Raw genomic sequence first — 25,184 nt, forward strand, 5'->3', positions numbered from 1 at the left:
ACAATGATTCGGTATACGGAAGGATTACCGCTCTGCGCGATACACCAGATCGCCGCGCGGGACAGGCTGCGGCTGAAGGCCCAGCCAGGTGTTATAGCCTAATCGCCCATGACTGCCGAGCGTGGCGCCCTGCACCGCGTCTGCGCGCAGGATCACCCGCGTTTCCCATTCAAACTCCACGCCGGCGTACTGACGCACCCAGTCGCGCAGCTCGGTGACCCACGCTTCACCCGGCAGAAAGCGGTTGTACTCCTCCGCGCTCAGCGGGCCAATCTCGATGCGAAACTTATGCTGCACGTCGCGGACGGCGACGCCGAGAAAGGCGGACTCACCCATGCGCGGCATGCGGCGTCCTTCCCCAAGCTGCGCCTGCTCGCGCGTGGAGAGCGGCATCCACTGCGGCACGTTGCTGACCAGTTTGACCGGCGCCTTAAAATAGCTGCGCAGGATCTTCTCCAGCCCCTCCGGATCCCGCCCGTGACGGGTCAGGTGCCCGGCGTGGGTAAAGCGCGCGTGTGAGCTCAGGCTGCCGTTGTCCATCTGACCCGGCTGGCCCATACCAATCAGCGACGCCAGATAGCCCTCAAAGCGCTTGTTATCGGCACGGTCCAGCGAGACGGTGGGCTGCGCATCCGCCCAGGCGCGGTAAAACAGCAGCGCCAGACGATGGTGGAACAGATCGGCAAACGCGCTCAGGCTGGTGTCCTGATGATGATAAATACGCTCGCGGGCGTACTCGGTCATGTGGACCGGCAGCGGGCCGTTCGGGCCAAACAGGCCGAAACTGAGGATAGAGACCTCATGCAGCCCGCTCTCTTCCCGCTGACGCACCCTGGCCAGCGTCGACGGGGCAAAACTCATCGACGGCTGCTGGCCGATGCGCAGCGGTTCAAATTTTGGCAGCGGCGCGCGGCCCAGCGGATAGCGCTCGCCGCCCTGGGCATCAATGCGCCTTAACAGCTGAAACAGATCGTAGCGCCAGGGCGTCTCACAAACGCCGTGCCAGAACGCATCCGGCAGCTTCGTCAGGCGATGCACGCGCAGCGGTGCAGTGGCGGCGTCACTCATATCAGCGCCCTTTTACCCATGCGCGGCGCCCAGTAGCCAATCTCGCCGCGCTGCTGACTTTTCAGGGTGAACTCGGTGAAGCTGTTGATAGAGACCAGACGGGCAAAGAGGCGCTCCATCACGCTGCCGAAGAGCCACGGACTGGCCCCCGAAAAGGCTCGCTCATCCACCGTCAGGGTAATGCCGATCCCGCGGGCGAACACCACCGGGCCGGGTTCAGGCACGCGGCGGTGAACCGGCTCCAGCACGCAGTGGCGAACGCCCTCCACCTGACGCGCCACGGGCGTTTCGGCCAGGTTGGCGTACAGCCCTAACAGCTGGCGCAGCGCGGCAGCCCCCTCCTCATTGTCACTGTCCATCAGGCTGAGGTAGTTCATCTGCAGCTGGCTGATAAGCCGCCAGGTGCTGAACCCTTCTGCCAGCGCCGGACGCGGCGGCGTCGGCCCTTTACGCAGGGTGAGGGATTTCACCGGCATGGAGTCAGCCATAATGAACTCCCCGAGCTCCTGCTGCAGCATCAGCGGCAGGTCACGGCTGGTGCAGAGCACCTCCGCAGAGATATAGCGCAGATTTTCCTGCCACGGCGCGTGCTGTTCATCCACCAGCGAGACGAAGACCTCCGAGCCGATATAGCCGGTACGGGTGCCGTAGCGCAGCGCGTGCTCGGACAGCACGCGCTGCTCGCGTCGCAGGGAAAAATAGGCCCCGTAGTTGCCCGCATCGCCGCTCCAGGTGCTCCAGAACGGACGAAACGTCTGGTCATCACGCTGGCCGTCCGCGCTGCCATAGATTTTTTTTACCGCGTAGATTTCATAATCCAGCGGACGGATGTTATCGACCACCAGATGGTATTCATGCTGACCGTCATTTAGCTTCTGCCGCGCCGCAACTTTCGGGAACAGGTTGATGACCGGCGTGCAGTGCAGCGCCAGATGGCTGGCATCGACCACGCGCTCCAGCTGTTCATCCGACTTATCCAGCAGGATGAAGATGTCGAAGGCTTTTTCACCTTCACAGCGCTGGATGAGCGTGCTCAGGCCGCTGAGGCTAATGAAGCGGAAACGGGCCGGAAACGCGAAATACTCCTGCAGCAGGCGATAGCCGTCAAAGTTACGCAGATCGTCCGGCAGCAGCGCCTGGTCAGGCTCAAATCCCTCCTGGCGCAGCGCATCCGTTGCCAGCAGCTGCCGCTGCGGCTGCGGGCTGACCGTCTGACAGACGATCCCGGCGTGGTGCTCCATCACCAGCTCCAGCAGCTTCAGCGCCTCGATATCCGGACCGGCGAGGAAAAACTCAAGACGGTCAAAATCCAGGTGCCCGAGATGTTGCGGGCCGTCGCAGGCGATGCGGATCCGCAGGGCGCTGCCGATCCCCCGCTGGCTCAAACCCAGCTGTGCGAGCGGCAAATCGGCGGGGACTCCGCCCAGCTCGACCTTGTCGATTTTCAGCGGCAGCAGGTTGACCTCGTGCGCCGTGGTATAGCTGCAGGTCACGCCGGTTTTTTTCAGCGCCAGGCTGTCCATCATGGTGCCGCGCGGCACGATGAAGCCCTTGCTCAGGTCGCCCCGGCTGCTGTCGGGCTGAATCTCCGCAATCGCCATCGACGGCGTGGGCGCAAGATAGTTTGGCGCAATCATCTCCAGCAGACGCTGGGAGAAGCGCGGAAACTCCGCGTCCATTTTCATCTGCACGCGGGAGGTCAGGAAGGCGAACCCTTCCATCAGACGTTCGGTATATGGGTCCGCCACGTCGATGCCGCGCATGCCCAGCCGTCCGGCGACTTTCGGGTAGCGTTCGGCAAACTCGGCCCCCATTTCGCGCAGGTAGGCCAGCTCACGGTTGTAGTATTCGAGCAGTTTACTTTCCATGATTACCCCGCATCTTTCAGTTCAAAATGGCCGTTTTCCAGATCGACATCGGTGCGAAACAGAAACTCCAGCGGGTACGGCACGCACCATAAACGCCCTTTGATCTCGATGGAGAGCACGTTGTGCAGATCCAGCGAGGAGGTATCCGACACGCAGCGGACCTGCAGCCCCTGCGGCAAAATGCGTGGTTCAAAATTGATGATGGCCTCGGTGAGCTTGCGCTGAATGTCGTGCCATTCGATGTCCGACATTCTTTTCCCGGCCAGGGGCGCGACGCCGAAGTTAACCACCGAGCGGCTCACGTGCGGTAGCGCGCTTAAATCGCCGGAGGCATCGTGGTTGATGGTATTAAACAGCCACTGCAAATCGCGCAGCACATTGCGGCGCAGGGCGGCGTGGGTGATCAGATTGCTGTTGGCCGACTCACGCTTTTTTTCCGGGTCGTTATCAGTGAGGCGATCGAGCAGCGAGGGCTGCATTTTGTCGCGCGCCCCCACCTTCTCCTGCTTGCTGCGGGCTTGCCAGCCGCTGCGCAGCAGATCGCCTTCGCCAGCGGGATTACTCATCGGCTCCATCCGTCGCAAACGTCACGAGGCTTAAGGACAGCAGCGGGCTTTCGCTTTGCTCGCTCAGCCAGGCCTTCTGGCCCTGGCCTTCATAGAGCGTGCCGTCAGTATCGAGCGGGTGCCAGTCGGTGGTCCGCCCCAGTTTGACCGCATCGGAAGCATCGGCGGCAAACGGGTAACGCGCCGGGATCTGGCACACCTGCTCCGTCCCGTCCGTCAGGCGCACCAGCGCGTGACGCCAGACCAGGTCGGTCACGCTGGCAGGTGCCTGGAAACGGATCTCCGCGATAGCGTTAAACGGCAGCCAGAAATAGCGGCCGTTGACGATGGTTTCGCATACCGGGCCGAGACGGGCATCGCCGTCCATCAGCCAGTCAAAAGCCTGCGTCTCCTCGTTTTCGAGGGTAATCTGGCCGGGGGTGGCCTGCGCCTGTTCAAGGGCTTCCAGACGCAGCGCCTGCGCGCGCTCACCCTCCTCGCTCAGCGCCGCCGCAAGGGTGGTTAGCCACGGCCACTGGGTTTCAGGCATCGCCGGACGCGCCTGTCCCGCCATCACCTGCGCGCGCTGCAGCTCGCCCTGAATGGACTGCTCCAGCAGCGTGACGGTGGGTTTCGCCTGCGGCTTCAGCGCCAGCCAGCTTTTCAGCTGGGTCAGTGCGCGCGTCCAGTTGCCGCTCAGGGTTAAAAACTGCACGAACGCGGCGCGGAGGTCGGCATCCGCCGGACGAGATTTGATGTCTGCTTCCAGACGCGCGAGCGCGTCGTTGAGCGACTCACCCGCCAGGTGTTGATAGAGCGTATTCATCGCCATTCCTTAATTTGCCGCGCGCCATGCGCCAACGGCCGGATCGCGCAGCTGAGGACGCAGGGTGTCAATCAGCACGATATTCAGCGGGGTGCCGGGTGCCACCCAGGCGCTCCAGGTTTTTTTCACCGCGGCGATACGCGCCTGCAGCTTTGCATCGTCGCTGGCGGTTTCACGGGAGATCTCCACCGCGACCGTGCCGTTGCTCTTCCAGCTGTTCAGGGCGCTGTCGTAAGGCAGGATCATCCAGCTCTGGTCGCTGTTTGGGGTGCTGAATACCATGCGCTCTTTGTTGACGGAGGTGATCAGCGCGTTTTCCGGGTCGGCGCTTTGATTCAACCCGGTGACCGGGAAGCCATGAATGTACGTTACCGCCATCTCTTTCTGCCCGCCGTTGCGGGACTGCGACACAACGGTGTGTCCGCTCAGCCAGCTGCCATTCCCGCAGCGGGTGGTGTCAGAATCCGGAATGAAGAGCGCCGGTGCAGAGGCGCCCCCTTCCCAGAAGGTGCGCAGGTGGCAGCCGTCCTGCAGGGTAAACTCCTGCCACGGCGTACGGTCGGCGGCAACGGTGCGGGAAGCCACGTTCTGATCGGGCGGCAGTAACGCGCCGCTGGCTGGGGTGGCGGTGACGGTCGCAGCAGGCGCGGCCTGCTCCTGTTTCACCACCAGCGCCCAGTCCTGCGCTTTGCCAGCCGTGCCCTGCGCCAGCGTGGTTCCCGCCGGATCGTTGAGCGTCCAGCTGAGTTTATTGACTTTACTGCACTGGTGTTCCAGCAGCGCGCCAAGACGCGGCACAAAGTTCTCCAGCACGGAGACGTCTTTCTTGCCGTTCGCCACAATGCGCAGCGCCACCTCAGGCTTACACCAGCTCTGCGGCGTGTTGTCTTTGATGTTGTCGATCCAGATATCCAGCTTCTGCGCAGGAGACTGCACGATGCGGAAATTTTCAGCCTGCGCGGTAGAGGTCGCCGCCAGAAGTGCCAAACCCGATAGCCAAAGTTTCATATCGTTCCTTGTGTGTCTAATCAGTTCCGCAGGGAAGAAATTGTGCTGCGTCAGAGAGGGTGTGCAGCAAAGTGGTGTCCTGAGGGTTGCCCATCCATACCGCCAGGGCAGTATAGTTATCCTGGGCATTCCCCTCCTGTTCGCCATTCTTTTGAATGATTTGGTTCATTAAGGTCAGCCACTCCTGCGGCGTATTCACCATATGCAGCGACTGCTTCATTTGCTCTTCGCTGACGCCGTGCCAGAACCCGTCGGTGCAGAGTAAAAAGGCATCGCCGTCTTCAACCTGCACCACGTCGCTGTAGCTCGCTTCCGGCCCGCCGTTTTCAATTCCCAGCGCCAGATAGAGCAGATTGCTGTTCAGGTTGTCGGTCTGGTGCCCGGCATCTTTCATCTGCTGTACCAGGCTGTGGTCGGTGGTCACATGCCACAGCCATCCCCGGCGGAACAGGTACAGGCGGCTGTCTCCGGCATGGGCCCAGTAGGCCAGCCCGTAATCACGGTCAATGAACAGGCTAACCAGCGTCGTGCCCATCCGGCGATAGTCCTGAACGGCCTGCTGTTCGCTGAGAATAGTGCGATTCGCCGTCTGCACGTAGTCGCGAATATGCTGCGCATTAAGATGTTTGTCGCCATCAAAGCGGGAGATAATGCTGTTGCGGGCCAGCGCGGCGGCCACTTCACCGCCCGGCAGCCCCGCGATGCCGTCGCAGACGACAAAGCAGGCTGAACGTTCCCCAATGGTTTCTCCCGTCTGATCCTGGTTGCTGGCGCGCGTCCCCTGGCGGGAGAGAGAAGCCGTTGCGATATTCATTTGTCTTCCGATCCGCTCTGTGAGTCTTTGTACTGATTGACCTCCATGTCATACGCATGAAGGAAGGCCTCGCCGAACAGGGTGTGGAAGTCGTCCTCAATCTCGCCCGCCGTCTCGCCATAGCTACGAACAAAGTAGTCCCACAGGGCGGCTTTGCGGCTGCCCGGCAGCGCCAGACGCGAGGTCATGCCGTTCTGCTTCGCCTGCTCTTCCAGCTGTTCCGGGTTAAAGGACTGCAGCATCGCGGCAATGATGGCGCGGATGCCGGAGATCATGCCCAGCTGGTGCGCCTGCAGATCGATCAGCGCGTCGCGCACGGATTTGGTCGGCGGCATAAAGCCCGGCATCGGGGTGCCGAACATCTGGATTAACACGGTTTTGCCGGTCGGCAAAAGCTTGAACGGGTTGTTGGCATCGTCCAGCACCATGGTCATGTCGGCTTTTACGCCGCGCTTGAGAATGGAGCGCGAGGAGAGCAGCGCCACTGTCCCCTGGGAGAACATGCCGAGGATCTGCCCCAGCTGACGCATATTTTCACGGTCAAACTGCGGAACGGGCTGCATTTCGCTGAGCCCCATCCCCTCCAGCAGCGCCTCCAGCAGCTCGCCCTGCAGCACTTCGCCCTTCTCACCGCTGTTTGCCGTGGCAGTTGGGGCGGCGGCGTTATTCACCGGATCGATGCGCAGGCGGCCCTTCGGTGCCTGAGCGCTGCTGCGCGCAACGGCCTGTGGCGTCGGCATGGTGAAGCCAGCGTAATCCGGTCGCGCGGGTTCCTCTTCAGCACGCGGTTCTTCCTGCGGCTCAGGGGCGAACAGCGGAGAATCGGCCAGCGCGTCCTCTTCCTGCTCAGGTTCCGGCACGGGGGCTGGCTTCTCGTTAATCACGTCATCCGGATGGGTTAACGGCACGCCGCCCATCAGCCCGAGCGGGTCGTCATTACGCGCGGCTGGCGCGCTGGACTTACCGCCAAACAGGGCCAGCGGATCGAGCTCATCCGTCGCCTCTTCGTTCGGGGCTGGCTGGGTCTCAACCGGTGGCACCAGCGTGGAAGGCGTAACGTCGTCAAAAATGCTCTCTTTTTTAAACAGCGCTTCGTCGCTGAACAGCGAGTCCGGATCGACATGCTTACGTTCGAGCGTGGGATCGCTGTCGTTGAACATCGCCAGCGGATCTTCGGCGTTACGCTCCGGGGCTACAGGCTGGGAGAACGGATCGTGCGATGCCGCAGGCTGCGGCTTTGTGCGGTTGCTGGAGATGCTGTCGGAGATGGAAAACTCCTGCATCAGGCTATCCCAGATCTCCGTTGGCACGGCGGTCGGCTCGGCTTTTCCACGGGGTGCGGCACTCGCCGGTTTCGGCTGCTGCGCAGGCGCAGGAGCCACGGTCGGACGCGCCTGCTGGTGCAGGCTGGCCGCCATGCGGCTCACGGGCTGGGTATCGTGGATCAGTTCGGTCACTTCGATACGGTAGTCATCAATACCGAGAATGTCGCCATCCTGCAGCTCAACCTGACGTCCCCGCTCCAGCGGAATGTCATTTAATACCACACGGGTAACGCTGCCGCGGTTGGTGACGCGGCATTCGCCCTGAGCGTCAACGTGAACAATGGCCTGCAGACGAGAGATGGTGCGGTCATTGTCCGGCAATACCAGATTGTTATCCGTACCGCGCCCAATGGTGCCGCCCGGGGCGTAAAAATCACAGCTGCTTTGCGGCGGCTGATGACCGGGTTTCGTAGAAATAATCGTGAATCGCATGGCGTATTCCTGCTGGTATGATTAGCGCTCAAACGCTGCCGCTCTCGGGGCGAGAACGGCGGCGTTTGGGGGCGATTCCATTGGTTCTATTTTGCGGTTTTGAGCGGACGAATCGCGTCGCTGTTGGCGATTAAGCTGCACTTTAAAACCTGATATTGACCCGGTTCGGTACCACCTACTTTCTCTTTCAGTAAAGAAACAATCACCTTGTCAGCTTTTTCAAAATTCTCAGCAGGGAGATTGCTTGCTTCCAGCCATGCGGCCGCGCTGGCCTCTGCATCGTCTTTCAGACTTTTACTGTCCGCAATCTTACTGATGCATCGATTTTGCACCCAGTTTTCAAAGATTTGTTGCTGAGAAAAAACGCTGACATCAGGCAGGGTTTGGGCATAAACAGCTGGGGCATTTATAGCCAGGATCAGCAGTAATAAACGTTTCATTTCAGGCTCCAGAATGTTGCGTTAGTAGGAATAACTTAAACTGGCCTGAGGGACCTTCTTCTAAAATGAAACGAGCCGCATAACGAATAGAACCGTTTTTCCCTGACACTTTCAGAGCAATATCATATTCTCCCGCTTGCCACGTAATCCCCATCCACTGATGACATTGTTGGGTCGTTAACGTCACCTCAGGACTAAACGTTGACGGCGGCGATATCGCCTTCCATTCATTTCCCGCGCGTTTCATTATGGTGGGTGAATGACTGGTGACAGGCGCGTCTACCCCAGAGTTAGCAGGAATAGCAAAGCAGGGCTCGTTGTTCTTTAGCGTAACCGAAAGTGACTGATATTGTGCAGGATGAGACACACAGGCGTTCGCCATTAACGTGACTGCAAACACACCGAATAACTTTTTTATAACCATGCCCGCCGATCCCAAGGGTTCTTGACGCTGATAAAGACCGGGGAAAATTCCCCGGCCACATGCGCAATTACGCTTCTTTGTTCTCTTTGATGTTCCAGCCAGCGCTACTTTCAGCACCTTTACCACCAGAAGTGGTCTGCTCCCAGAGTACTGCTGTTTCACTTTCGCAGCCTGGAATGCATAGGTCACACCAACGGTATCGCCATTGTCAGCGCCGGTGTACTGCACAGAGGTCACCAGCACATCTTCCAGCGTGATGCGGGAGTATTCCACCTGCTGGCCGCCCGCTTTACAAACGGACAGCTCAACTTTGGTCAGGTGTTTACCGCTGGCGCAGTGTTTCAGGATAGCGGTGGTGGATTTGTCGATCAGCGCGTTAACGTGCAGGTCGTTAAAGTTAACTTTACCGGCACCGCCGCCACCGCCAACGCTCATATTACCTGGCTGGGAAGCGCCCCAGGAGAAGGAGGTAATATCAGTCCAGCCGGTGTGGTTAGAATCTTTAGATTCGCCCGTAACACCCTCGACCTTCAGAAACATATCAATAGCCATAATATCTACTCTTCGTGGATGAAAATTATTGCTTTCGAAAAAGCACTTATATGGCAAACAGGAAAGCATGGGGCTGAATAAAACCGTCCATATTTTACCTCTGCCTCTAGCCTGACGAATTCGTACTTCGTACAGACTCTTCAGAGTGCCTGCAATTGCAACCACCCTAAATTTTGTTAGTTACACTTCATGGTAACTAAGCGCTAGACAATCATTCACTGTATCATCTAGAATATTTTCAATCGTCTATCATTCATCAAAGGCAACATAACATGAAGAAAATATTGTTATTAATACTTACCATTGTATTTTTAATTATCGCAATTTTCACAACTGTAGATCTTTTTCAGTCCGCCTGGTATGTATTTTCATTAGAAAAAGTCACTACAACTTCTGCAGGTTTACTTTTTGGAAAATTACTTTTCCTGCTGGTCATACTTTTAGCATTTTACTTCTCGCTAAGATTTTTGCGCAAATCAAAGCCTTGATTTTAATTTTTCCGCAAAATAGTAAATAGCGATAGATGCAACTAAGAGAATGATTAATAGAGCGGCATTTATCGTTATTTCCAAGATGGTTACCGACCAATCAAAAACAAAAATATAATAGCCAAGAGTTGAGAAAAAAAGCATAAATGAAACAATAAGCATGAGATAGACTATAACGTACTTTGATGCTCTTTCAAACACGAGTAGCTCCTGCTAAAAACTGACTAAAAATCTCTTTATCTATGGCACCATGACTCTGTTGGAAATTTATAGCTTCAATAAATGGCTTAACATTATCTTCAACGAGAAAATATAACAAATCTAAATCGCCCGCACCACGCAACTCATAGTAAACATTTTTGTTTAATTTTAATAGATCGTATGAGGCATAAACTGAGCGAGAAATTGAAGCCCCCACACTTAATACACCAGTAAGCCCTGCAGAAACAAGAAATCGCGGCACAATTTTTGAAACGAATAGCGTAATTAATTCATTCACGAAAACCATTTTAAAGGCTATACCACCTACTTGCGACCCACCGACTTTTAGGAGGAGTTCCTTAGATTGTTCTTCAGATAAACCAGACAGATATCGTTTGACCACTGTATTGATTAACCGACGCACATCTTCTGATGTAAGCCCTTTTTTTATTAAAGTTAACAATCTAATTTTATCTGTTTCATTTCGCGACCGATGGTCTGTATCCAGAAAATCTTTTGTTAACATCCATAAGTCTTCTGGAATTGACATAAAACCATCGACCGCGCTGCGAGCGAAAATTTCTGGGCCACTTTGTTTACGCGTATCAAAAATTTTCAGCATGCCATCTGCAATTTCTTTTGGTGAACTCGTTCCCAAAGTTGATTCCTCCTGAGGTTCATGAATGTCGATGGCTTTCTAGATGAATTTTGCCAATGTAGTTTACTTTGCCGGCCCTCCAGGGCCGGCACTCATCATCACGCGTCTTTCGTCTTCAGCGACGGCAGTTTAGATACCAGACGCAGAGAAACGGTCAGACCTTCCAGCTGGTAGTGCGGACGCAGGAAGAACTTCGCGGCGTAGTAGCCCGGGTTGTCCTCAATCTCCTGCACCTGCACTTCCGCAGCCGCCAGCGGTTTGCGGGACTTGGTCTCCTGGGAGGAGTTCGCCGGGTCACCGTCCACGTAGTTCATGACCCAGTCGTTCAGCCAGCGCTCCATCTCTTCGCGCTCGCGGAAGGAGCCGATTTTGTCGCGCACGATGCACTTCAGGTAGTGGGCAAAACGGCAGCAGGCGAACAGGTACGGCAGGCGAGAAGCCAGACGCGCGTTGGCGGTGGCATCCGGGTCGTGGTACTCGGCCGGTTTTTGCAGGGACTGCGCGCCGATGAAGGCAGCAAAGTTGGAGTTTTTGCGGTGAACCAGCGGCATAAAGCCGTTTTTCGCCAGCTCGGCTTCACGACGATCGCTGATGGCGATCTCGGTCGGGCACTTCATGTCCACGCCGCCGTCATCGCTCGGGAAGGTGTGGCACGGCAGGTTTTCCACCGCCCCGCCGGACTCCACGCCGCGAATCGAGGTGCACCAGCCGTACTCTTTGAAGGAGCGGTTGATGTTGGCGGCCATCGCGTACGCGGCGTTCGCCCAGGAATAGCTGTTGTGGTTCGCGCCGTCGGTCTGCTCTTCAAAGTCAAAGCTGTCCACCGGGTTGGTGCGAATGCCGTACGGCAGGCGCGACAGGAAGCGCGGCATCACCAGCCCCAGATAGCGGGCATCTTCGGATTCACGCAGTGAACGCCAGGCGGCGTATTCGGTGTTCTGGAAGATCTTGGTCAGGTCGCGCGGGTTGGCCAGCTCCTGCCAGGACTCCATCTGCATCACGCCCGGCGCGGTACCGGTAATGAACGGACAGTGTGCCGCAGAACCGATGCGCGCCATTTCCCCCAGCAGCTCGACGTCCTGCGGGCTGTGGTCGAAGTAGTAGTCGCCGACGATGCAGCCAAACGGCTCGCCGCCGAACTGACCGTACTCCTGCTCGTAGATTTTCTTGAAGATCGGGCTCTGGTCCCAGCCCACGCCCTTGTAGCGCTTCAGGGTGCGGCCCAGCTCCTGCTTGGAGATGCTCATAAAGCGGATCTTCAGCATCTCGTCGGTTTCAGTGTTGTTCACCAGGTAGCTCAGACCGCGCCAGGCGCTCTCCAGCTTCTGAAACTCTTCGTGGTGAATGATCTGGTTCACCTGCTGCGACAGCTGCTCGTCGATACCCGCAATCAGGTTCTGAATGGTGCGCTAGGTATCGTTCGAGAAGGTGACGGTATTTTCCAGCGCCTGCTGCGCCAGGGTTTTGACCGCGCTTTCGACGGCGGAACGCGCCTGGTCGGTTTTCGGGCGGAACTCTTTGTTCAGCAGCGCGCTGAATTCATCCTGGCTGAACGCCTGACCCGCCTGCTGCTCGTGTTGTTGAGTCTGGTTGCTCATCGATTATTCCTCGCTACCTTTCGCGCTTTCGTCATTTTTCGGCAACTGGCTCAGGGATTTGAGCAGCGTCGGATCCTGCAGAATTTTTGCGATCAGCTCTTCCGCACCGTTTTTGCCGTCCATATAGGTCAGCAGGTTGGAGAGCTGGGTGCGCGCTTCCAGCAGCTTGTTCAGCGGCTCAACCTTGCGGGCCACCGCGTCCGGCAGGAAGTCATCCATGCTGTCGAATGTCAGATCGACGTTGAGCTTACCTTCGCCGGTCAGGGTGTTGTCCACCTGGAACGCCACGCGCGGCTTCAGCGCCTTCATGCGTTCGTCAAAGTTGTCGATGTCAATTTCGAGGAATTTACGCTCGTCGACGGCCGGCAGGTTTTCCACCGGTTTGCCGACCAGATCGGCCATAACGCCCATCACAAACGGCAGCTGAATTTTACGTTCTGCACCGTAGATCTCTACGTCATACTCGATCTGCACGCGGGGGGCACGGTTACGTGCGATGAATTTCTGCCCACTGTTACTCATTGCCATGATGTTCTCCATCAAAGATGCGCGGTGAAGGTGAAACGCCAGGCTCCATGCCTGACGTCATAATGCCTGGACGCGCTATTCGCGGCGCCCAAAGATGTTTTCCAGTTGGTTAACGCCGTCTGGCGCCAGGTCGCGAATAATGTCCATAAAGTTAAGTTCTGACAGCCGCTGCACCCGTTCAATCATCAGCGGTGCGGGGTGGCTCGGTTCGTACTGCGCAAAATACTGCTTCGCTTTTTCCAGCATCAGCTGGGCGTCGGCGCGGCTGGTGACCTGCACGCTGCGCCAGTCGGTCACCGGCTGAACGGGCTGCGTAGCCGTCGGCTGCTGCTCAGCCTGGGGTTCAGCCTGCGCATCACGGTTCGGCAGCAGCTTGCTGATGTCGGTCACCTGACAGGCGCTGGCCACCAGCCCCACGGTTTTCAGCAGCTGCTCCATCTCAGGTACGCCGCTTTCACCGAGATGCCCGGTAAGCAGCTCGCGAATGGCCAGCAGACGTTCGTTAATGACGATGACCGCGGCGGTCCCCGGCTGGTCGCCGCGAGCCAGCTCGTCAATCAGCCGCGGGCGCCCGCCGGGATAGTCCGGGCATTCGGTTTTACTGCCGTCCAGCAGGGCCTGGGCATCCCGCAGCGAAATTTCATCGCCGTTTGAACGCAGCAGCGAGGCGTTGCGTACCGCGACCGTCAGGTCAGATTTATCACTCAGCCCGGCGAGAGCGTTGATGCGGTAGAACGGGTCGGTTTCGCCATACTCTTCGAGCAGCGGATAGAGCGGCTCCCAGTAGCGGGCGATCGCCTCCTGCACCAGCAGTAATCCGTCCGCGTAGCCTGCCAGCCCGCGACGGCGGGTCCAGGCATGGGTTAACGCCAGCAGGACGCGAAGATCTTTGGTGCGGGTCAGCAGGCTGGTGGCGTATTTTTCGACCGTGTTCCAGTCAGCAGGCTCCGCCGGGATGATGGTGTCGCCAAACTGCTGTTCCGCTTTCCCAAGGCTTGCCTGGTTCATCGCCTGGAAGTCAGCGTCGTACTCCAGGTTTTCGCCGCAGGGGTTGTCGGGGCTTATGGGCGCGAGAAATTCTTCGATATTCATGAGATCCCTGCTTATTCAAACATAGGCGGATAGAGACCGTGACGGCCCGGACGGGCGCCCCCTGCCGGATCGAACAGCAGGGTGAAAAGCTGCCCGGTAAAGTTACCGCTGTGCACGTGGGTGTAGAGCGGGTATCCGTCGCAGCGGTTGGTCCACCAGTAGCTGGTCTGACGCAGCGGGTCAAAGCACTCTGCCGCCTGAGGCCAGCCCAGCGTGCTCTGGCCGTCCTCGTCGTAGCCAATCACATCCAGGATGTCGGAGCGCTTTTGCGGCTCGACCGGCTGCGGCGCCGGAATGGACATCAGCATCTCATCAAGCTGCGAGGCGGAAAAACTGTTGCGCACCGCGTGCAGCCCGAGGCGTCCAATCTGCTGATACCAGCTTTCGGCCTGGCTGAGCAGGCTGGTCGACCACTCTGACGGGACGAAGCTCAGCTGAATGCAAACCGGGTATTGTCGGCCGACGCTGTCGCGCCCGGGCAGCAGACAGCCCATCTGGATCATCTGGCTGCCCAGCATGGGCGGTACCACAAAATTCCAGACGGGTGCTTTCTGAAACGGGCGCTCGCCGCTGCGCTGCTCTTCCTGCTGCCAGGCCAGCAGACCGACCTGGAACCAGTGCGACCACTGGCGCTGTAAGGTGTCAGGAAAGCGGCGCTGCAAAAAATCTCCGGCGCTGGGTAACTTGCCATACCAGCTGTAGCGGTTCATCGCAGGGGTATTCGTCATACGGCTGTCCTTGCGGTTATGGGCATGAGAAACGGGGAAGCTGGAACGGGTTGCGAATGCTGTTTGGCGCAAACTCCAGCGTGACCTGATGTCCGTCGACGTTGAAGGTGGCCTGACGGCTGAGGCTACCCGCCCCCGGGCTGGTGCTCGCTTTATCAAAGAAGCGGTTCAGCGCCCAGGAACCGTTGGTCACCAGCGTCGCCGTGCTGCCGTTCGCCAGACCCAGCTGCATGCGGACCTGGTTGGTGCCGCCCGGCCCCGGCCAGTTCATGATCTGCACCGCCTGCGGCCCGTGGCTGTAGCGCAGCAGCTGACCGTCCACGTCCAGGGTCAGGTTCAGAATGGTGTTATCCATTCGCACGGTGCGAACCGTCACCTTGAAGGACGGCGTGGTTGCGCCGTTAGCAAAGAAGGCGTCGCGAATCGACTGGGCCTGCTGGAACGGTCTCAGCAGCCCTTCGCTTCCCGGCAGCGTTTTCCCGTCGATGCCCGGCATAAAGCGCCAGTTGGCCTGGGTGGTGTCCACTTTGCTGGTCAGGTTATCGCGAAAGAAGGTATCCATCAGCCCGGTCCCCGGCGCAAACATGCGCGCGAGATCGTCAGGGGTGACCTCGGTGCTGGCGCTGCGCACCAGCGGGTAGCGACCGGCAATCGCCTGACGGCAGAACCCGCCCACCTCAACGTTAATGCGCTTACGCACGTTTTCCAGGTCACGGCGCTGGGTGTCGCTGCTGGCGCCCACCGCCATGTTGCTGAACATGGTTTGCAGCCCGCCCGGCAGACGACCGGCGCTGGCCTGCAGGCGGCTGATCGCCTCCCCGCCCGGCGCCGGCATGCCGCTGTTGGCCGCGTCCTGCACGGCGGTCAGGTAGCGATACAGCTCATCCACCTGCTTGAGAAAATCGTCAAACACGATGGTCTTCCCGCCCTTCTCCAGCGGCTGGGCCAGCTCAATCATCGGCGCGTAATGGTCGGTCACCAGCTGCTCCGGCGCCTGGGTAACCGCGGCGGCCTGCGTTGGCGCGTTGTCATTATTGCTGAACAGCGCTTCCAGCGTGCGGGTGGCGCGGCTGCTTTGCGCCTGCGCTTTACCCGCATCTTCCGGCGCTGGCGTATCGCGGGAGAGCATCAGGACCTGGCTCAGGTTCTGCACCAGGCGGCGCAGCGGCGAGTTGGCGCCGGAAAGCAAGCGCGCGGTGTTGATGCGCTGGGAAAGGTCGGCGCTGTTATTCAGCTGAATGTCAGCGAGAAAGCGATCCCAGTTAGCGATAAAGTCGCGCATATAGAGCTGGCGCACGGCGTTATCGATCTGCGGTTTATCTTCCTGCGCCGTGGCGGCCCCCAGCACCCAGGCGTCGTCCTCGTGCAGCGCCGTAGTGACGCTGTCAATCTGGCCGTTAAAGCTTTTCCAGTAGCCGTCCGGCGTATACAGACCCGGAACGCCCTCGCTCACCGGCTTGCCGCTTTTGCGGGAAAATACCAGCTCGCTCTGCGGTCCGCCCAGGTCGGAAAGGGAGACCGGCTTCAGGTTGTCGTCATGTTCCAGCAGGCGCTTCAGGCGGCCGTAGACGCGGGTTGAAAGCGGCTGCTGGCCGATCATCGCTCTTTCGCGCGCCACCAGGGACTCGTCCTGCGCGTACGGTGAGGCCTGAATTTTCGGCTCCAGCAGCTGCGTCAGGTGCCATTCAAGCTGCTGCAGCTGCGCCTTCGTGACGTTCTGCGGCAGGTTACGCTGCAGGTTGAGCATTACCCACGAATGCAGGAATTTGCCGTCGTAGTGCTTCGGCTGATAGAGCATCTGATAGGCTTTCAGCGCCTCGTAGCTGTATTCCACATCGCTGCCGTTGTCGTTGCGAAGCCAGGTGGTGATGTGCATGGCGACGGCAGGGAGCAGCATCTGATCCAGCGCTTTCTGATACAGGGACTGAGAGGCGTCGCTAACGTCATCCCCGCGATAAAGCCCCATACGGCGGGAGACCGGCGGATCGTTCACATCAAACGCGTCGCTTTTCGGCAGATCCACCAGGCTATTCAGCAGCGGCAGCAGTTCGAACAAATCACGCTGGGTCTGGTTCTGTAAGGCCTTGCTCTGCTGGTCGAGCAGCGGAACCTTCGCATCCACTTCTTCCAGGTAGGCCTTGTTTTTGGCATAGCTGGTGAGCCACAGTCCACCCAGGATCACCAGCAGGGCCAGCAGGGCCGCATAGCCAGACCAGATCACGGCCCGGTTGCGCAGCTCCCACCAGCGGTTTTCTCCGGCGATCCCGGCTTCCTGGAAGATGACGTTTTGCAGCAGGTTCTTGATGAAGAAACTCTGGCCTTTTGCGCCCGGGATTGGCGATTCTTTGCTGACCGAATCCCAGTTATCGCTTTCTGCCCCTTCCGGCAGCGACAGCGCGCGGTTCAGTTCGCCCATCACGCGGTCGAACGGCATGCCTTCCTGCGTCCCGCTGGCGAAGTAGATCCCGCGCGGAGAGAACTCGGTTTCGAAGTTCGAGCGGGCGAAGACCGTGCTGAGGTAATCCGCCAGCAGCGGACGCAGCGCGGCGAACTCCTGCGGGAAGAGATACGCTTCGGCGCGGGTCTTCGCGTCATGCTCTTTGAGCATGGTTTCCGGCAGCCCGGCGTCGAGGCGCTGCTGCAGCAGAGAAAACTCCTGCTGGAAATTGCCCATCAGGTCGTAATCGGCGTGTTTGGTTTGTTCCCACGGTAGCGTGAAGCCCCAGATCTGGTCGCGCTGCGCTTTATCGTAGTCGGCAAACCAGGCGCGGAAGCCTTTAAGCAGGTCGGCCTTGGTGACCATCACGTAGACCGGGAAGCGAATCCCCAGCTGTTCATGCAGCTCGGACAGCCGCTGACGCAGGTTCACCGCCTGCTGGCGGGACGCCTCGGCTGACTGGGTGAGCAGGTCAGAAATGCTGATGGTGACGATCACACCGTTGATCGGCTGGCGGCGGCGATACTTGCGCAGTAACCCCATGAACTGCAGCCATTCCCCGGCGTCCTGCACCTGCTCGCTCTCCTGGGTGGTATAGCGACCCGCGGTGTCCAGCAGCACGGCCTCGTTGGTAAACCACCAGTCGCAGTTGCGCGTGCCGCCAATGCCGCGCAGGGCGGTCTTACCGAAACGGTCGGCCAGCGGGAACTGCAGCCCGGAGTTGACCAGCGCCGTGGTTTTACCGGACCCCGGCGCGCCGATAATGACGTACCACGGCAGCTGATAAAGGTATTGCGTGCTGAAGCGCTGCGTCCACTGGGCGCCCTGTCCCGCATTGCTGAAGTGCGCTTTTTTCAGCATCTGCGCGGCTTCATCAAAACGGCTGGCGAGGATCTGCTCCTCGTTGTTCAGTCGCTTCTGCGGATCCGCCGCTTCCGGGCTGGTGGTGTTCTCATTGAGCTTGTCCATCAGCTTGCGGTTCAGCCAGGCGTTATAAAGACGCGGCAGAATGTGGCCCTGCGCCCAAAGCAGATAGACCACGGCGATACTGATAATGCGGTTCTGTTCAGATTCAAGCGGCCGGGTGTCCACGATGGACAACAGCGGGCCAATCATCCAGATCACCGCCGCCAGCGCCGTGACGCCGAGGAAGCTCCACAGAATGCGGTTAGTCAGTATGGAAAGAAGAGTCGTCAGCATTCCTTAGTTTCCTTGCGGCAATCCGTTCAGCTCGGCCTGGGTATTTTCAGGCGACACCAGCAGAGTAATTTCCACACGGCGGTTACGGGCGCGGTTTTCAGGCGTCGTGTTCGGCGCCACCGGGTTAATCTCGCCCCGCCCTTCCGCTTTCACGCGGCCAGGCTGAGAGAGGCTTCCCTGCAGCATTTTCTGTACCGAGCGGGCGCGTTCCAGAGAGAGTTCATAGTTAGAGGCAAAGCGCGCGCTGCGGATCGGCACGTTGTCGCTGTAGCCCACCACCAGAATTTTGCCGCTCACGTTATTCATTGCCTGCGCGATGCGGTGGATGACCGGTTCATAGCGGTCGCGCACGACGGTCGAGGCAGAGGCAAACAGCCCGTCGCCTTTCAGGATAACCACGCTGCGATCCGCTTCGTCTTTCACCGCGACGAGGCCAGCCTCGATCTCCGGCTTCAGGAAGCCGCGCAGGTTCAGCACTGCCGGAAGCTGACGCGCCGGTTGCTGAATAGTGGTTTCCGGCAGCTGGGACTGGTAAATCTTCGCCAGCACCGGGTTGGTGCTGTCGCCAAGACGCCAGTTGAGCACGATATAAAACAGACAGGCGATAAACCCGGCCAGCGCCACGCAGGCCCAGAGAGGAACCATCGGCCGCCAGAGCTTGCGCAGCACCGGGCGATCTTCCGGATGGGGAGAAAGCGGCGCCGGATAGCTGCCGCGCACGCCGCGGATCATCTGCCACAGCCGCTGCTTGATGGTCTCAAGCTGGGTGCGTCCATTGTCCAGCACCCGATAGCGTCCTTCGAAGCCGAGCAGCAGGCAGTAGTTGATCATCTCCAGCAGCAGAATGTGCTCGCGCGGGTTTTGCGACAGGCGCGCCAGCAGCTGGAAGAACTTCTCGCCGCCCCAGGTTTCGTTATGGAACGTCACCAGCAGGCCGTTGCTTGACCAGACCCCGCTGCTGCCCCAGGGGGTCAGCGCGGCAGCCTCATCGAGCGCCGTACAGAGGCAGTAGCGTGCCCCGACGATCACTTCGTAGGGCAGCCCCGCCTGCTGACAGCGGACTTCGAAACGGCGAATTTCATCGATCAGGCGCTGGCGTAACGCCACCTGATCGTCGTGCGATACCGAATGACGGATCTGCGGAATCGCATTGAGCAGCGGATTGGCGGCCGCCACCAGCTGATTGTTGCTACTGGCCCCGGTGAACGCGGCATCGCTGCCGGTATCCTGTCGTTCCTGCATATTAAGCGCTCGCTTTATTATTCTGTCGGGCTACGGATGGCCCAAAACTCCATATCCAGCCCCGGGAACTCCCCCGCAAGGTGCAGGGCGAATGCGCCGGACTTATCCATCTCGTGCCACAGCTCGCTGCCCTTTTCGAGCTCAAAGTAGCTGTAGCCGGCATGCCACGGGATCTGCGGCGGTGCAACCGGCATGGCGCGCAGCATAATGCCCGGCAGCTGAAGCTGAACCAGATCGCGGATTTTCGACACCGGTGCGACCTTCATCTGCGCCGGGAAATGGGTTTGCAGGTGTTCGCCCGGCACGTTGGCTTTGACCGCCAGCACGAAGCCGAACTCACGCACCATGCTGGTTTCAGGCACCGTGGCGATGTTGAGGCCGTGAGAGCGCTCGTTAAGCGGCAGCTGGATAGCGTGGTCTTCCATCACCAGCGACAGCCCCTGACGCAGCATCAGCATCAGCTTGCTGAAGCAGTTCGCCAGATCGTCATGATCGTAAATCGGCAGCACGCTTTCGGCGGTACGCTGGGACGTCCAGGTGGCAAGCTCGGTCGCAAACGGCAGCCAGCTGCGCCAGAGGGTTTCCGGGTGCAGCAGCGGGAGGTTTTTTAAATGAGACACCTCGCCCAGATGACGATTAACCAGCGACAGCAGCGTAAACTCGATCATTTCAGAGGTGTTAAAGCGGCCTGGCTGGCGCAAACGGCCGCCAATCTGCTGGCTGCGCTGCACCAGTAAGCCGTGCAGATCGTTGATCATGCTGTAGATCTGCGGGCTGTTATTGGCATTGAGCATCGGCGGGATGTAGCTGTTGTCGAGCCGCACGTGGTTGTCGTTACGCTTCTCGGTCACAAACGCCACGCCGATGGCGGTCCACTCCGCCGTGAGGTCTTTTTCGAGCATCAGGGTCAGACGCAGGCGGCCAAACTGGACGGTAGCATCCCCCACCGACATGGCGTTATCGTCCTCCACCTCCTGCTCGAACGCGATAAAGCGCGCCAGCGAGGATGGCTCTTCGCTGAAAATCACCTCTTCTCTCTCGCCACGACGAACCGGCAGTGCGAGCACCACCTTTTCGTTGGTGAGATTGTCAGGAATTTTCAGCGGTACTGGACCGTTACGCCCGTTGCGCACCTGGAAAAAGGTGCCGTCCGGCAGCAGCCCACTGCAGTAGCTCAGGGCAATGCATCCCTGACGAAGCATCGCTTCATCCAGTTCAACGTCGAGAAAGCCCCAGAGATACGATCGCTGCAGCGCGCCCCATTCACGAACATGGTTGAGCAGATAGCTTTCAGTCCGCTGAAAATGGTGTGGACGCAGGAACATGCCTTCGGTCCAGACGACCTTTTCTGCTTTCGTCATGATGATGTGTTTCCTGTTTAGAAGCGCGTTACTGGCTGATGACCCGAATGCCGTTCACGTCGAGAAAAACGTTGGCCTGAAGTTCATCGGCGGACCATTTCCAGAACTGGTAGATATGATTTTCGCCAGGCACGGGCAGAGGGAGTGAAACGCGCCATTTTTTGCCATCCAGCACCTGGTACTCCGCCATCACGCCGATGTAGCGAGCCTCCGGCGAGCTTTGCCCGCTGAGAGTTTTTGACAGCTGTCCCGGCATCAGGAAGAACACATCGCTGTTCAGCAGATTCGCGCCAAGCGTGGCTGACGCGTTGTTCTGCAGGGAGTAGAAGTCGCTGGACATGAAATCCGCATCGGATTTCAGCAACAGCACCCGAACCTTAAGCGGCGCAGATTCATTGATTTGTGGATGAGCCTGAAACTGCAGATTGTAGCGGGAGGGGTCGCTGTGTGAAGACGACGAACAACCACCGATCAGCGCGAAAATCATCGCGTAAAAGAATAACCACAGCCTATGAAAATTTTTATTATTCATAAAAATGCGCTCATGAAAGCCGTTTAGTTCAGGATCCAGGTACCGTTAGCGCTGTCTTTGCAGGCTTTGCTGTTGCCGTCGACATCGACACAGGTCGCTTTTTTACGCGTCTTATGGCGAATGGCCTGTTTACGCACGGCGGCATCGTACTGGTCGGCCTTGATAACGGCGCGCATCGGAACGTAACCAATCAGCTGCTCGTTGCCTTCATCGGCAAGCGCCATCCAGTAGTGTTCAACCTGACCCAGCACCACGTACGTTTTTCCGGTATCAAGAGTGCGGATAACTTTACCGCCGAAGTCAGGACGGCTCATCAGAGAGGCTGGATACATGGCACGATACGGCTCGTTAACCGGCGTGAACTCCGTCGGCGGCGTCACAGCGTGACGGTGGGTTAAGGTGACGCCGTTGACCTGGCTGGTCTCGATCGTATCGTCGTTGATCACAGGTTTCTGCGGTGCTTTACAGCCCGCCACCGCCATTACAAACAGAAGTGAAAACAGTACGCGCATTTTCATATGCTTTTCCGTAGCGATATTTCGATGATGGAGATAAGGGGATGAAGTTTGACTTAAGTGCTATTGTTAAAATAGCCAGGATATTTTCGGGGCGTTACTACTTTAAGGGCATAGCTACCGCACGAGCCTTTCAGAATAAGGCCCAGTGTCTTCCTGACATATTTTGACAAACGGTAAACAAGTTTACATGAGCTTCGTATCAATTCAATATTTACCGCCGCGTAACTGTTGGTAAATGAAGCAGTCGGAAAATTATAGGATTAATCCTATGATAAAAAACGATATGGCCCACCCTTTCTTATTTCTCCACCACAAAACCACATAACATCATGTTTTATATATTAAAAAAAACAAAAGAGAACCACTTTCATTAACGCAATCACGCTATTATCGCCACTACCATAATTAGTAGAATTCGCGTTTTTTTGATGTCAAAGGAATATATCCCTGATGAATTATTTGTTGCACTAACAGGGTATCTTTAATATTGAAGACGCTTCATCGCCTGGGTGAGAATATTTCACTTATGCAGAAAAATGTTAATTTCATGCCGCAAAAAAAGCGTATATTTTAGGCCGTAATAATTCCACTGACAGGTATACCTTATATCGATTATTCATTAAGCCTGAGTAAACCTTCCTGTCATTTCCTCAAATGAAAAATGCCTCCGGCAGCCCGCCAGCCGCGAATCGTGGCGATATCTCCAGCGCAACAGCTTCAGTCGATGTTTTACTGGCGCTACATACTTTCCTGCTCACTGCCATCTATCTCGCCTACCGGACGATAGATAAGATTTATTATTAAAATGATAAATATTCGTTATAATTTCTTTAAATATTTAAACACCAGACCAGATAAATTACTGTAATAAAAAGAGTTTGCGTTAAGGCATTTTCCCTTTCCGTATGTGCGTTGCCATCCGGTCGTCATTGCTTTCACCTATTGCTCTCGTCAGTGATTTATTGGCTCAGGCGTTGTGTGATCGAACAAATCAGGAGTGGGTATGAACAAGAAAAGACGCTCGGTGCCAGGCATCAGACATTATGACGGCCCTGCCGGCGGCTGGGGCGCATTGAAAGCGACGGCGATTGCGGTACGCACCCAAATGGATACCTTTGACGCCCCGGCGACGCTGCTGCGCACCAACCAGCCTGACGGCTTTGACTGCCCGGGCTGCGCGTGGCCTGATAAAGAACACAAATCGACGTTCCAGTTCTGCGAGAACGGCGCCAAAGCGGTGACCTGGGAAGCGACCAGCAAACGCGTCACCCCCGCGTTTCTGGCTGCAAACACTGTCTCCTCGCTGCTGGCAAAATCGGACTTTGAGCTGGAAGGCTACGGGCGGCTGACGCATCCCCTGCGCTATGACCGCGACAGCGACACCTTCCGTCCCGTCGACTGGGACGAGGCGTTTCAACGCATCGGCGAAGTACTGCGCGGGCTCGAACCGGACCAGGTCGAGTTCTATACCTCCGGACGCGCCTCTAACGAAGCGGCGTATCTGTTCCAGCTGTTCGCCCGCGAATACGGCACCAACAACTTCCCCGACTGCTCAAATATGTGTCACGAGGCCACCAGCGTCGGTTTGCCCCGTTCGATTGGCATCGGGAAAGGGACCGTCTCGCTGGACGATTTCGACAAGACGGAGCTGGTGATCTCCATCGGCCATAACCCCGGTACGAACCATCCGCGAATGATGGGGACCCTCCATGAGCTGGCCCGTCGCAACGTGCCGATTATCGTCTTTAACCCGCTGCGCGAGCGCGCGCTGGAACGTTTTGCGGACCCGCAAAGCGTGATTGAAATGGCGACCTACGGCTCCACGGATATCGCTTCGACCTATTTCCAGGTGAAGGCCGGAGGTGATGCCGCCGCGCTGAAAGGGATTGCCAAACACCTGCTGGAAATGGAGGTCGCTCGCGGGGACGTGCTCGATCGCGCGTTTATTGCCGAACACACCCAAGGCTTTGAGGACTTTGCCGCCGATATCGCGCAAACCCGCTGGGACGAGATTGAACGCGAGTCGGGTCTCAGCCAGGCGGCGCTCAAACAGGTGGCCGAGGCCTATGCGAAATCGAATGCCACCATCATCACCTACGGGATGGGCATTACCCAGCACAACAAAGGGACGGCCAACGTCCGCCTGATCGCTGACCTGCTGCTGATGCGCGGGAATATCGGCAAGCCCGGCGCGGGAATATGCCCGCTGCGCGGCCACTCAAACGTGCAGGGGAACCGTACCGTCGGGATTAGCGAGAAACCCACGCCGGCCTTCCTGAACCGTCTGAAGGAGGTTTTCGGCTTTGAGCCGCCGTCTCACCACGGCCATGACGCGGTGCAGGCCACCCAGGCGATGATCGACGGCCGCGCGAAGGCGCTCATCTGCCTCGGCGGTAATTTTGCGGTGGCGATGCCCGACCATGAACGCGGGTTCCCGGCCATGGGATCCCTGGATTTGAGCGTCCACGTCGGCACCAAGCTCAACCGTACCCATCTGCTGGTGGGCAAAGAGACCTTTATTTTCCCATGTCTTGGCCGTACCGAGCTGGATGTTCAGGCCACCGGCCGCCAGTCCATTACCGTTGAAGACTCGATGTCGATGGTGCATGCCTCATCCGGCAAGCTCAAACCCGCCTCCCCGTTGCTTCGGTCAGAACCCGCTATCGTCGCGGGCATGGCGAAAGCCACCCTGCCGGATACCCGCGTGGACTGGATGACGCTGGTTGAGGATTACGACCGTATCCGCGATCTGATCGAGCAGACCATTCCGGGGTTTGAGAACTATAACGCGCGGATCCGCGTTCCCGGCGGCTTCCGTATGCCGCTGCCGCCAACGCAACGTCTCTGGCCAACGGCGACGGGAAAAGCGATGTTCTCGGTCTTCGACGGCGTACACGAGAACGCCAGCGGTGAAGGTGAGCACGTCCTGCGCCTGATCACGCTGCGCAGCCACGACCAGTACAACACCACCATTTACGCGCTGGATGACCGCTACCGCGGCGTGTTTGGTCGCCGCGACGTGCTGTTTATGAACGAAGAGGATATGGCGCAGTCAGGGCTGGAACACGGCGACCGCGTGGATATCGAAACCGCCCTGCCCGGCAACGGACAGCGTCTGGAAGACATTACCGTGGTGGCGTACAACATCGCGCCGGGGACCGTCGGGGCCTATTATCCGGAGGCCAACGTGCTGGTCCCGCTTGATTATCTGGATAAGGACAGCGGTACGCCGTCGTATAAATCCGTTCCGGTTCGCATCACCCTGCGCTCAAAAGAGATCCGCATGCTGTAAGCCGATC

General features: G+C 58.1%; 19 protein-coding genes and 2 pseudogenes. 1 reads left to right on the forward strand and 20 read right to left on the reverse strand.

Annotated elements, in window-relative coordinates; all coding sequences use genetic code 11:
• Positions 1-24 precede the first annotated feature (24 nt).
• The 20 genes and pseudogenes from tssG to HMPREF3143_RS11900 all read right to left on the reverse strand — a co-directional run bounded on the left by tssG (position 25) and on the right by HMPREF3143_RS11900 (position 21,885).
• Entirely contained in the window at positions 25-1,068 is a 1,044-nt protein-coding gene (gene tssG, locus HMPREF3143_RS11800) for a type VI secretion system baseplate subunit TssG (protein WP_070533150.1), read from the reverse strand.
• Complete coding sequence (gene tssF / locus HMPREF3143_RS11805; protein ID WP_070533152.1) at positions 1,065-2,936, reverse strand: type VI secretion system baseplate subunit TssF; 1,872 nt, start codon at positions 2,934-2,936, stop codon at positions 1,065-1,067. The genes tssG and tssF overlap by 4 nt, the downstream gene beginning before the upstream one ends.
• Positions 2,937-2,938: 2 nt before the next feature.
• On the reverse strand, positions 2,939-3,502 hold the full coding sequence (gene tssE / locus HMPREF3143_RS11810) for a type VI secretion system baseplate subunit TssE (RefSeq protein WP_024909842.1): 564 nt from the start codon (positions 3,500-3,502) through the stop codon (positions 2,939-2,941).
• Positions 3,495-4,307 carry a type VI secretion system accessory protein TagJ gene (locus tag HMPREF3143_RS11815; RefSeq protein ID WP_070533154.1) on the reverse strand — a complete coding sequence of 271 codons (813 nt, stop codon included), beginning with the start codon at positions 4,305-4,307 and terminating at the stop codon, positions 3,495-3,497. The genes tssE and HMPREF3143_RS11815 overlap by 8 nt, the downstream gene beginning before the upstream one ends.
• Before the next feature lie 9 nt (positions 4,308-4,316).
• Positions 4,317-5,315 carry a hypothetical protein gene (locus HMPREF3143_RS11820; protein WP_021240378.1) on the reverse strand — a complete coding sequence of 333 codons (999 nt, stop codon included), beginning with the start codon at positions 5,313-5,315 and terminating at the stop codon, positions 4,317-4,319.
• 16 nt (positions 5,316-5,331) lie between these two features.
• A complete protein-coding gene (locus HMPREF3143_RS11825; protein ID WP_008502637.1) occupies positions 5,332-6,129 on the reverse strand; it encodes a PP2C family protein-serine/threonine phosphatase in 798 nt (265 codons plus the stop codon).
• Positions 6,126-7,886: a type VI secretion system-associated FHA domain protein TagH gene (tagH, locus tag HMPREF3143_RS11830; RefSeq protein ID WP_070533160.1), complete on the reverse strand. Its 1,761-nt coding sequence runs from the start codon at positions 7,884-7,886 to the stop codon at positions 6,126-6,128. The genes HMPREF3143_RS11825 and tagH overlap by 4 nt, the downstream gene beginning before the upstream one ends.
• An 86-nt stretch (positions 7,887-7,972) precedes the next feature.
• Positions 7,973-8,326 (reverse strand): T6SS amidase immunity protein Tai4 family protein, encoded by a 354-nt coding sequence (locus tag HMPREF3143_RS11835; protein ID WP_070533162.1) that lies wholly within the window; start codon positions 8,324-8,326, stop codon positions 7,973-7,975.
• Position 8,327: 1 nt separating this feature from the next.
• Positions 8,328-8,750, reverse strand: a complete 423-nt coding sequence (locus HMPREF3143_RS24835; protein WP_084832175.1) for a putative T6SS immunity periplasmic lipoprotein — start codon at positions 8,748-8,750, stop codon at positions 8,328-8,330.
• 67 nt (positions 8,751-8,817) lie between these two features.
• Positions 8,818-9,302: pseudogene (locus tag HMPREF3143_RS11840) on the reverse strand (Hcp family type VI secretion system effector).
• A 681-nt stretch (positions 9,303-9,983) separates the two neighbouring features.
• The gene (locus HMPREF3143_RS11855; RefSeq protein WP_254668430.1) at positions 9,984-10,649 is read right to left on the reverse strand and encodes a hypothetical protein; all 666 of its coding nucleotides are present in this window, start codon (positions 10,647-10,649) and stop codon (positions 9,984-9,986) included.
• Positions 10,650-10,747: 98 nt separating this feature from the next.
• A pseudogene (tssC, locus tag HMPREF3143_RS11860) lies at positions 10,748-12,247 on the reverse strand (type VI secretion system contractile sheath large subunit).
• Positions 12,248-12,250: 3 nt separating this feature from the next.
• A complete protein-coding gene (gene tssB, locus HMPREF3143_RS11865; protein WP_008502644.1) occupies positions 12,251-12,775 on the reverse strand; it encodes a type VI secretion system contractile sheath small subunit in 525 nt (174 codons plus the stop codon).
• Positions 12,776-12,850: 75 nt separating this feature from the next.
• On the reverse strand, positions 12,851-13,867 hold the full coding sequence (tssA, locus tag HMPREF3143_RS11870) for a type VI secretion system protein TssA (protein ID WP_070533166.1): 1,017 nt from the start codon (positions 13,865-13,867) through the stop codon (positions 12,851-12,853).
• 11 nt (positions 13,868-13,878) lie between these two features.
• A complete protein-coding gene (gene tagF / locus HMPREF3143_RS11875; protein ID WP_070533168.1) occupies positions 13,879-14,595 on the reverse strand; it encodes a type VI secretion system-associated protein TagF in 717 nt (238 codons plus the stop codon).
• Between the two features lie 16 nt (positions 14,596-14,611).
• Positions 14,612-18,232, reverse strand: coding sequence for a type VI secretion system membrane subunit TssM (gene tssM, locus HMPREF3143_RS11880; RefSeq protein ID WP_070533170.1), 3,621 nt, complete (start codon positions 18,230-18,232; stop codon positions 14,612-14,614).
• 3 nt (positions 18,233-18,235) lie between these two features.
• Positions 18,236-19,474 carry a DotU family type VI secretion system protein gene (locus tag HMPREF3143_RS11885; protein WP_008502648.1) on the reverse strand — a complete coding sequence of 413 codons (1,239 nt, stop codon included), beginning with the start codon at positions 19,472-19,474 and terminating at the stop codon, positions 18,236-18,238.
• A gap of 17 nt (positions 19,475-19,491) precedes the next feature.
• On the reverse strand, positions 19,492-20,835 hold the full coding sequence (gene tssK, locus HMPREF3143_RS11890; RefSeq protein ID WP_070533172.1) for a type VI secretion system baseplate subunit TssK: 1,344 nt from the start codon (positions 20,833-20,835) through the stop codon (positions 19,492-19,494).
• Between the two features lie 28 nt (positions 20,836-20,863).
• A complete protein-coding gene (tssJ, locus tag HMPREF3143_RS11895) occupies positions 20,864-21,367 on the reverse strand; it encodes a type VI secretion system lipoprotein TssJ (protein WP_023344389.1) in 504 nt (167 codons plus the stop codon).
• A 23-nt stretch (positions 21,368-21,390) separates the two neighbouring features.
• Positions 21,391-21,885 carry a hypothetical protein gene (locus tag HMPREF3143_RS11900; protein ID WP_039266581.1) on the reverse strand — a complete coding sequence of 165 codons (495 nt, stop codon included), beginning with the start codon at positions 21,883-21,885 and terminating at the stop codon, positions 21,391-21,393.
• 1,003 nt (positions 21,886-22,888) lie between these two features.
• Between HMPREF3143_RS11900 and HMPREF3143_RS11905 the strand changes: the two genes are divergently transcribed.
• Complete coding sequence (locus tag HMPREF3143_RS11905; RefSeq protein WP_070533174.1) at positions 22,889-25,177, forward strand: FdhF/YdeP family oxidoreductase; 2,289 nt, start codon at positions 22,889-22,891, stop codon at positions 25,175-25,177.
• Positions 25,178-25,184 lie beyond the last annotated feature (7 nt).

Origin of the sequence: Enterobacter sp. HMSC16D10, assembly GCF_001807145.1 — a bacterium.
GTDB lineage: Bacteria > Pseudomonadota > Gammaproteobacteria > Enterobacterales > Enterobacteriaceae > Enterobacter > Enterobacter roggenkampii.

Bases quoted from the DNA above. Each gene is read 5' to 3' on its own strand.
- HMPREF3143_RS11820 (WP_021240378.1), bottom strand. From the start codon at position 5,315: ATGAAACTTTGGCTATCGGGTTTGGCACTTCTGGCGGCGACCTCTACC.
- tssA (WP_070533166.1), bottom strand. From the start codon at position 13,867: ATGAATATCGAAGAATTTCTCGCGCCCATAAGCCCCGACAACCCCTGC.
- tssE (WP_024909842.1), bottom strand. From the start codon at position 3,502: ATGAGTAATCCCGCTGGCGAAGGCGATCTGCTGCGCAGCGGCTGGCAA.
- tssG (WP_070533150.1), bottom strand. From the start codon at position 1,068: ATGAGTGACGCCGCCACTGCACCGCTGCGCGTGCATCGCCTGACGAAG.
- tagF (WP_070533168.1), bottom strand. From the start codon at position 14,595: ATGACGAATACCCCTGCGATGAACCGCTACAGCTGGTATGGCAAGTTA.
- tssB (WP_008502644.1), bottom strand. From the start codon at position 12,775: ATGGCAATGAGTAACAGTGGGCAGAAATTCATCGCACGTAACCGTGCC.
- HMPREF3143_RS11905 (WP_070533174.1), top strand. From the start codon at position 22,889: ATGAACAAGAAAAGACGCTCGGTGCCAGGCATCAGACATTATGACGGC.
- tssK (WP_070533172.1), bottom strand. From the start codon at position 20,835: ATGACGAAAGCAGAAAAGGTCGTCTGGACCGAAGGCATGTTCCTGCGT.
- HMPREF3143_RS11885 (WP_008502648.1), bottom strand. From the start codon at position 19,474: ATGCAGGAACGACAGGATACCGGCAGCGATGCCGCGTTCACCGGGGCC.
- HMPREF3143_RS11835 (WP_070533162.1), bottom strand. From the start codon at position 8,326: ATGAAACGTTTATTACTGCTGATCCTGGCTATAAATGCCCCAGCTGTT.
- tssM (WP_070533170.1), bottom strand. From the start codon at position 18,232: ATGCTGACGACTCTTCTTTCCATACTGACTAACCGCATTCTGTGGAGC.
- tagH (WP_070533160.1), bottom strand. From the start codon at position 7,886: ATGCGATTCACGATTATTTCTACGAAACCCGGTCATCAGCCGCCGCAA.
- HMPREF3143_RS11900 (WP_039266581.1), bottom strand. From the start codon at position 21,885: ATGAAAATGCGCGTACTGTTTTCACTTCTGTTTGTAATGGCGGTGGCG.
- tssF (WP_070533152.1), bottom strand. From the start codon at position 2,936: ATGGAAAGTAAACTGCTCGAATACTACAACCGTGAGCTGGCCTACCTG.
- HMPREF3143_RS11815 (WP_070533154.1), bottom strand. From the start codon at position 4,307: ATGAATACGCTCTATCAACACCTGGCGGGTGAGTCGCTCAACGACGCG.
- HMPREF3143_RS11825 (WP_008502637.1), bottom strand. From the start codon at position 6,129: ATGAATATCGCAACGGCTTCTCTCTCCCGCCAGGGGACGCGCGCCAGC.
- tssJ (WP_023344389.1), bottom strand. From the start codon at position 21,367: ATGAATAATAAAAATTTTCATAGGCTGTGGTTATTCTTTTACGCGATG.
- HMPREF3143_RS24835 (WP_084832175.1), bottom strand. From the start codon at position 8,750: ATGGTTATAAAAAAGTTATTCGGTGTGTTTGCAGTCACGTTAATGGCG.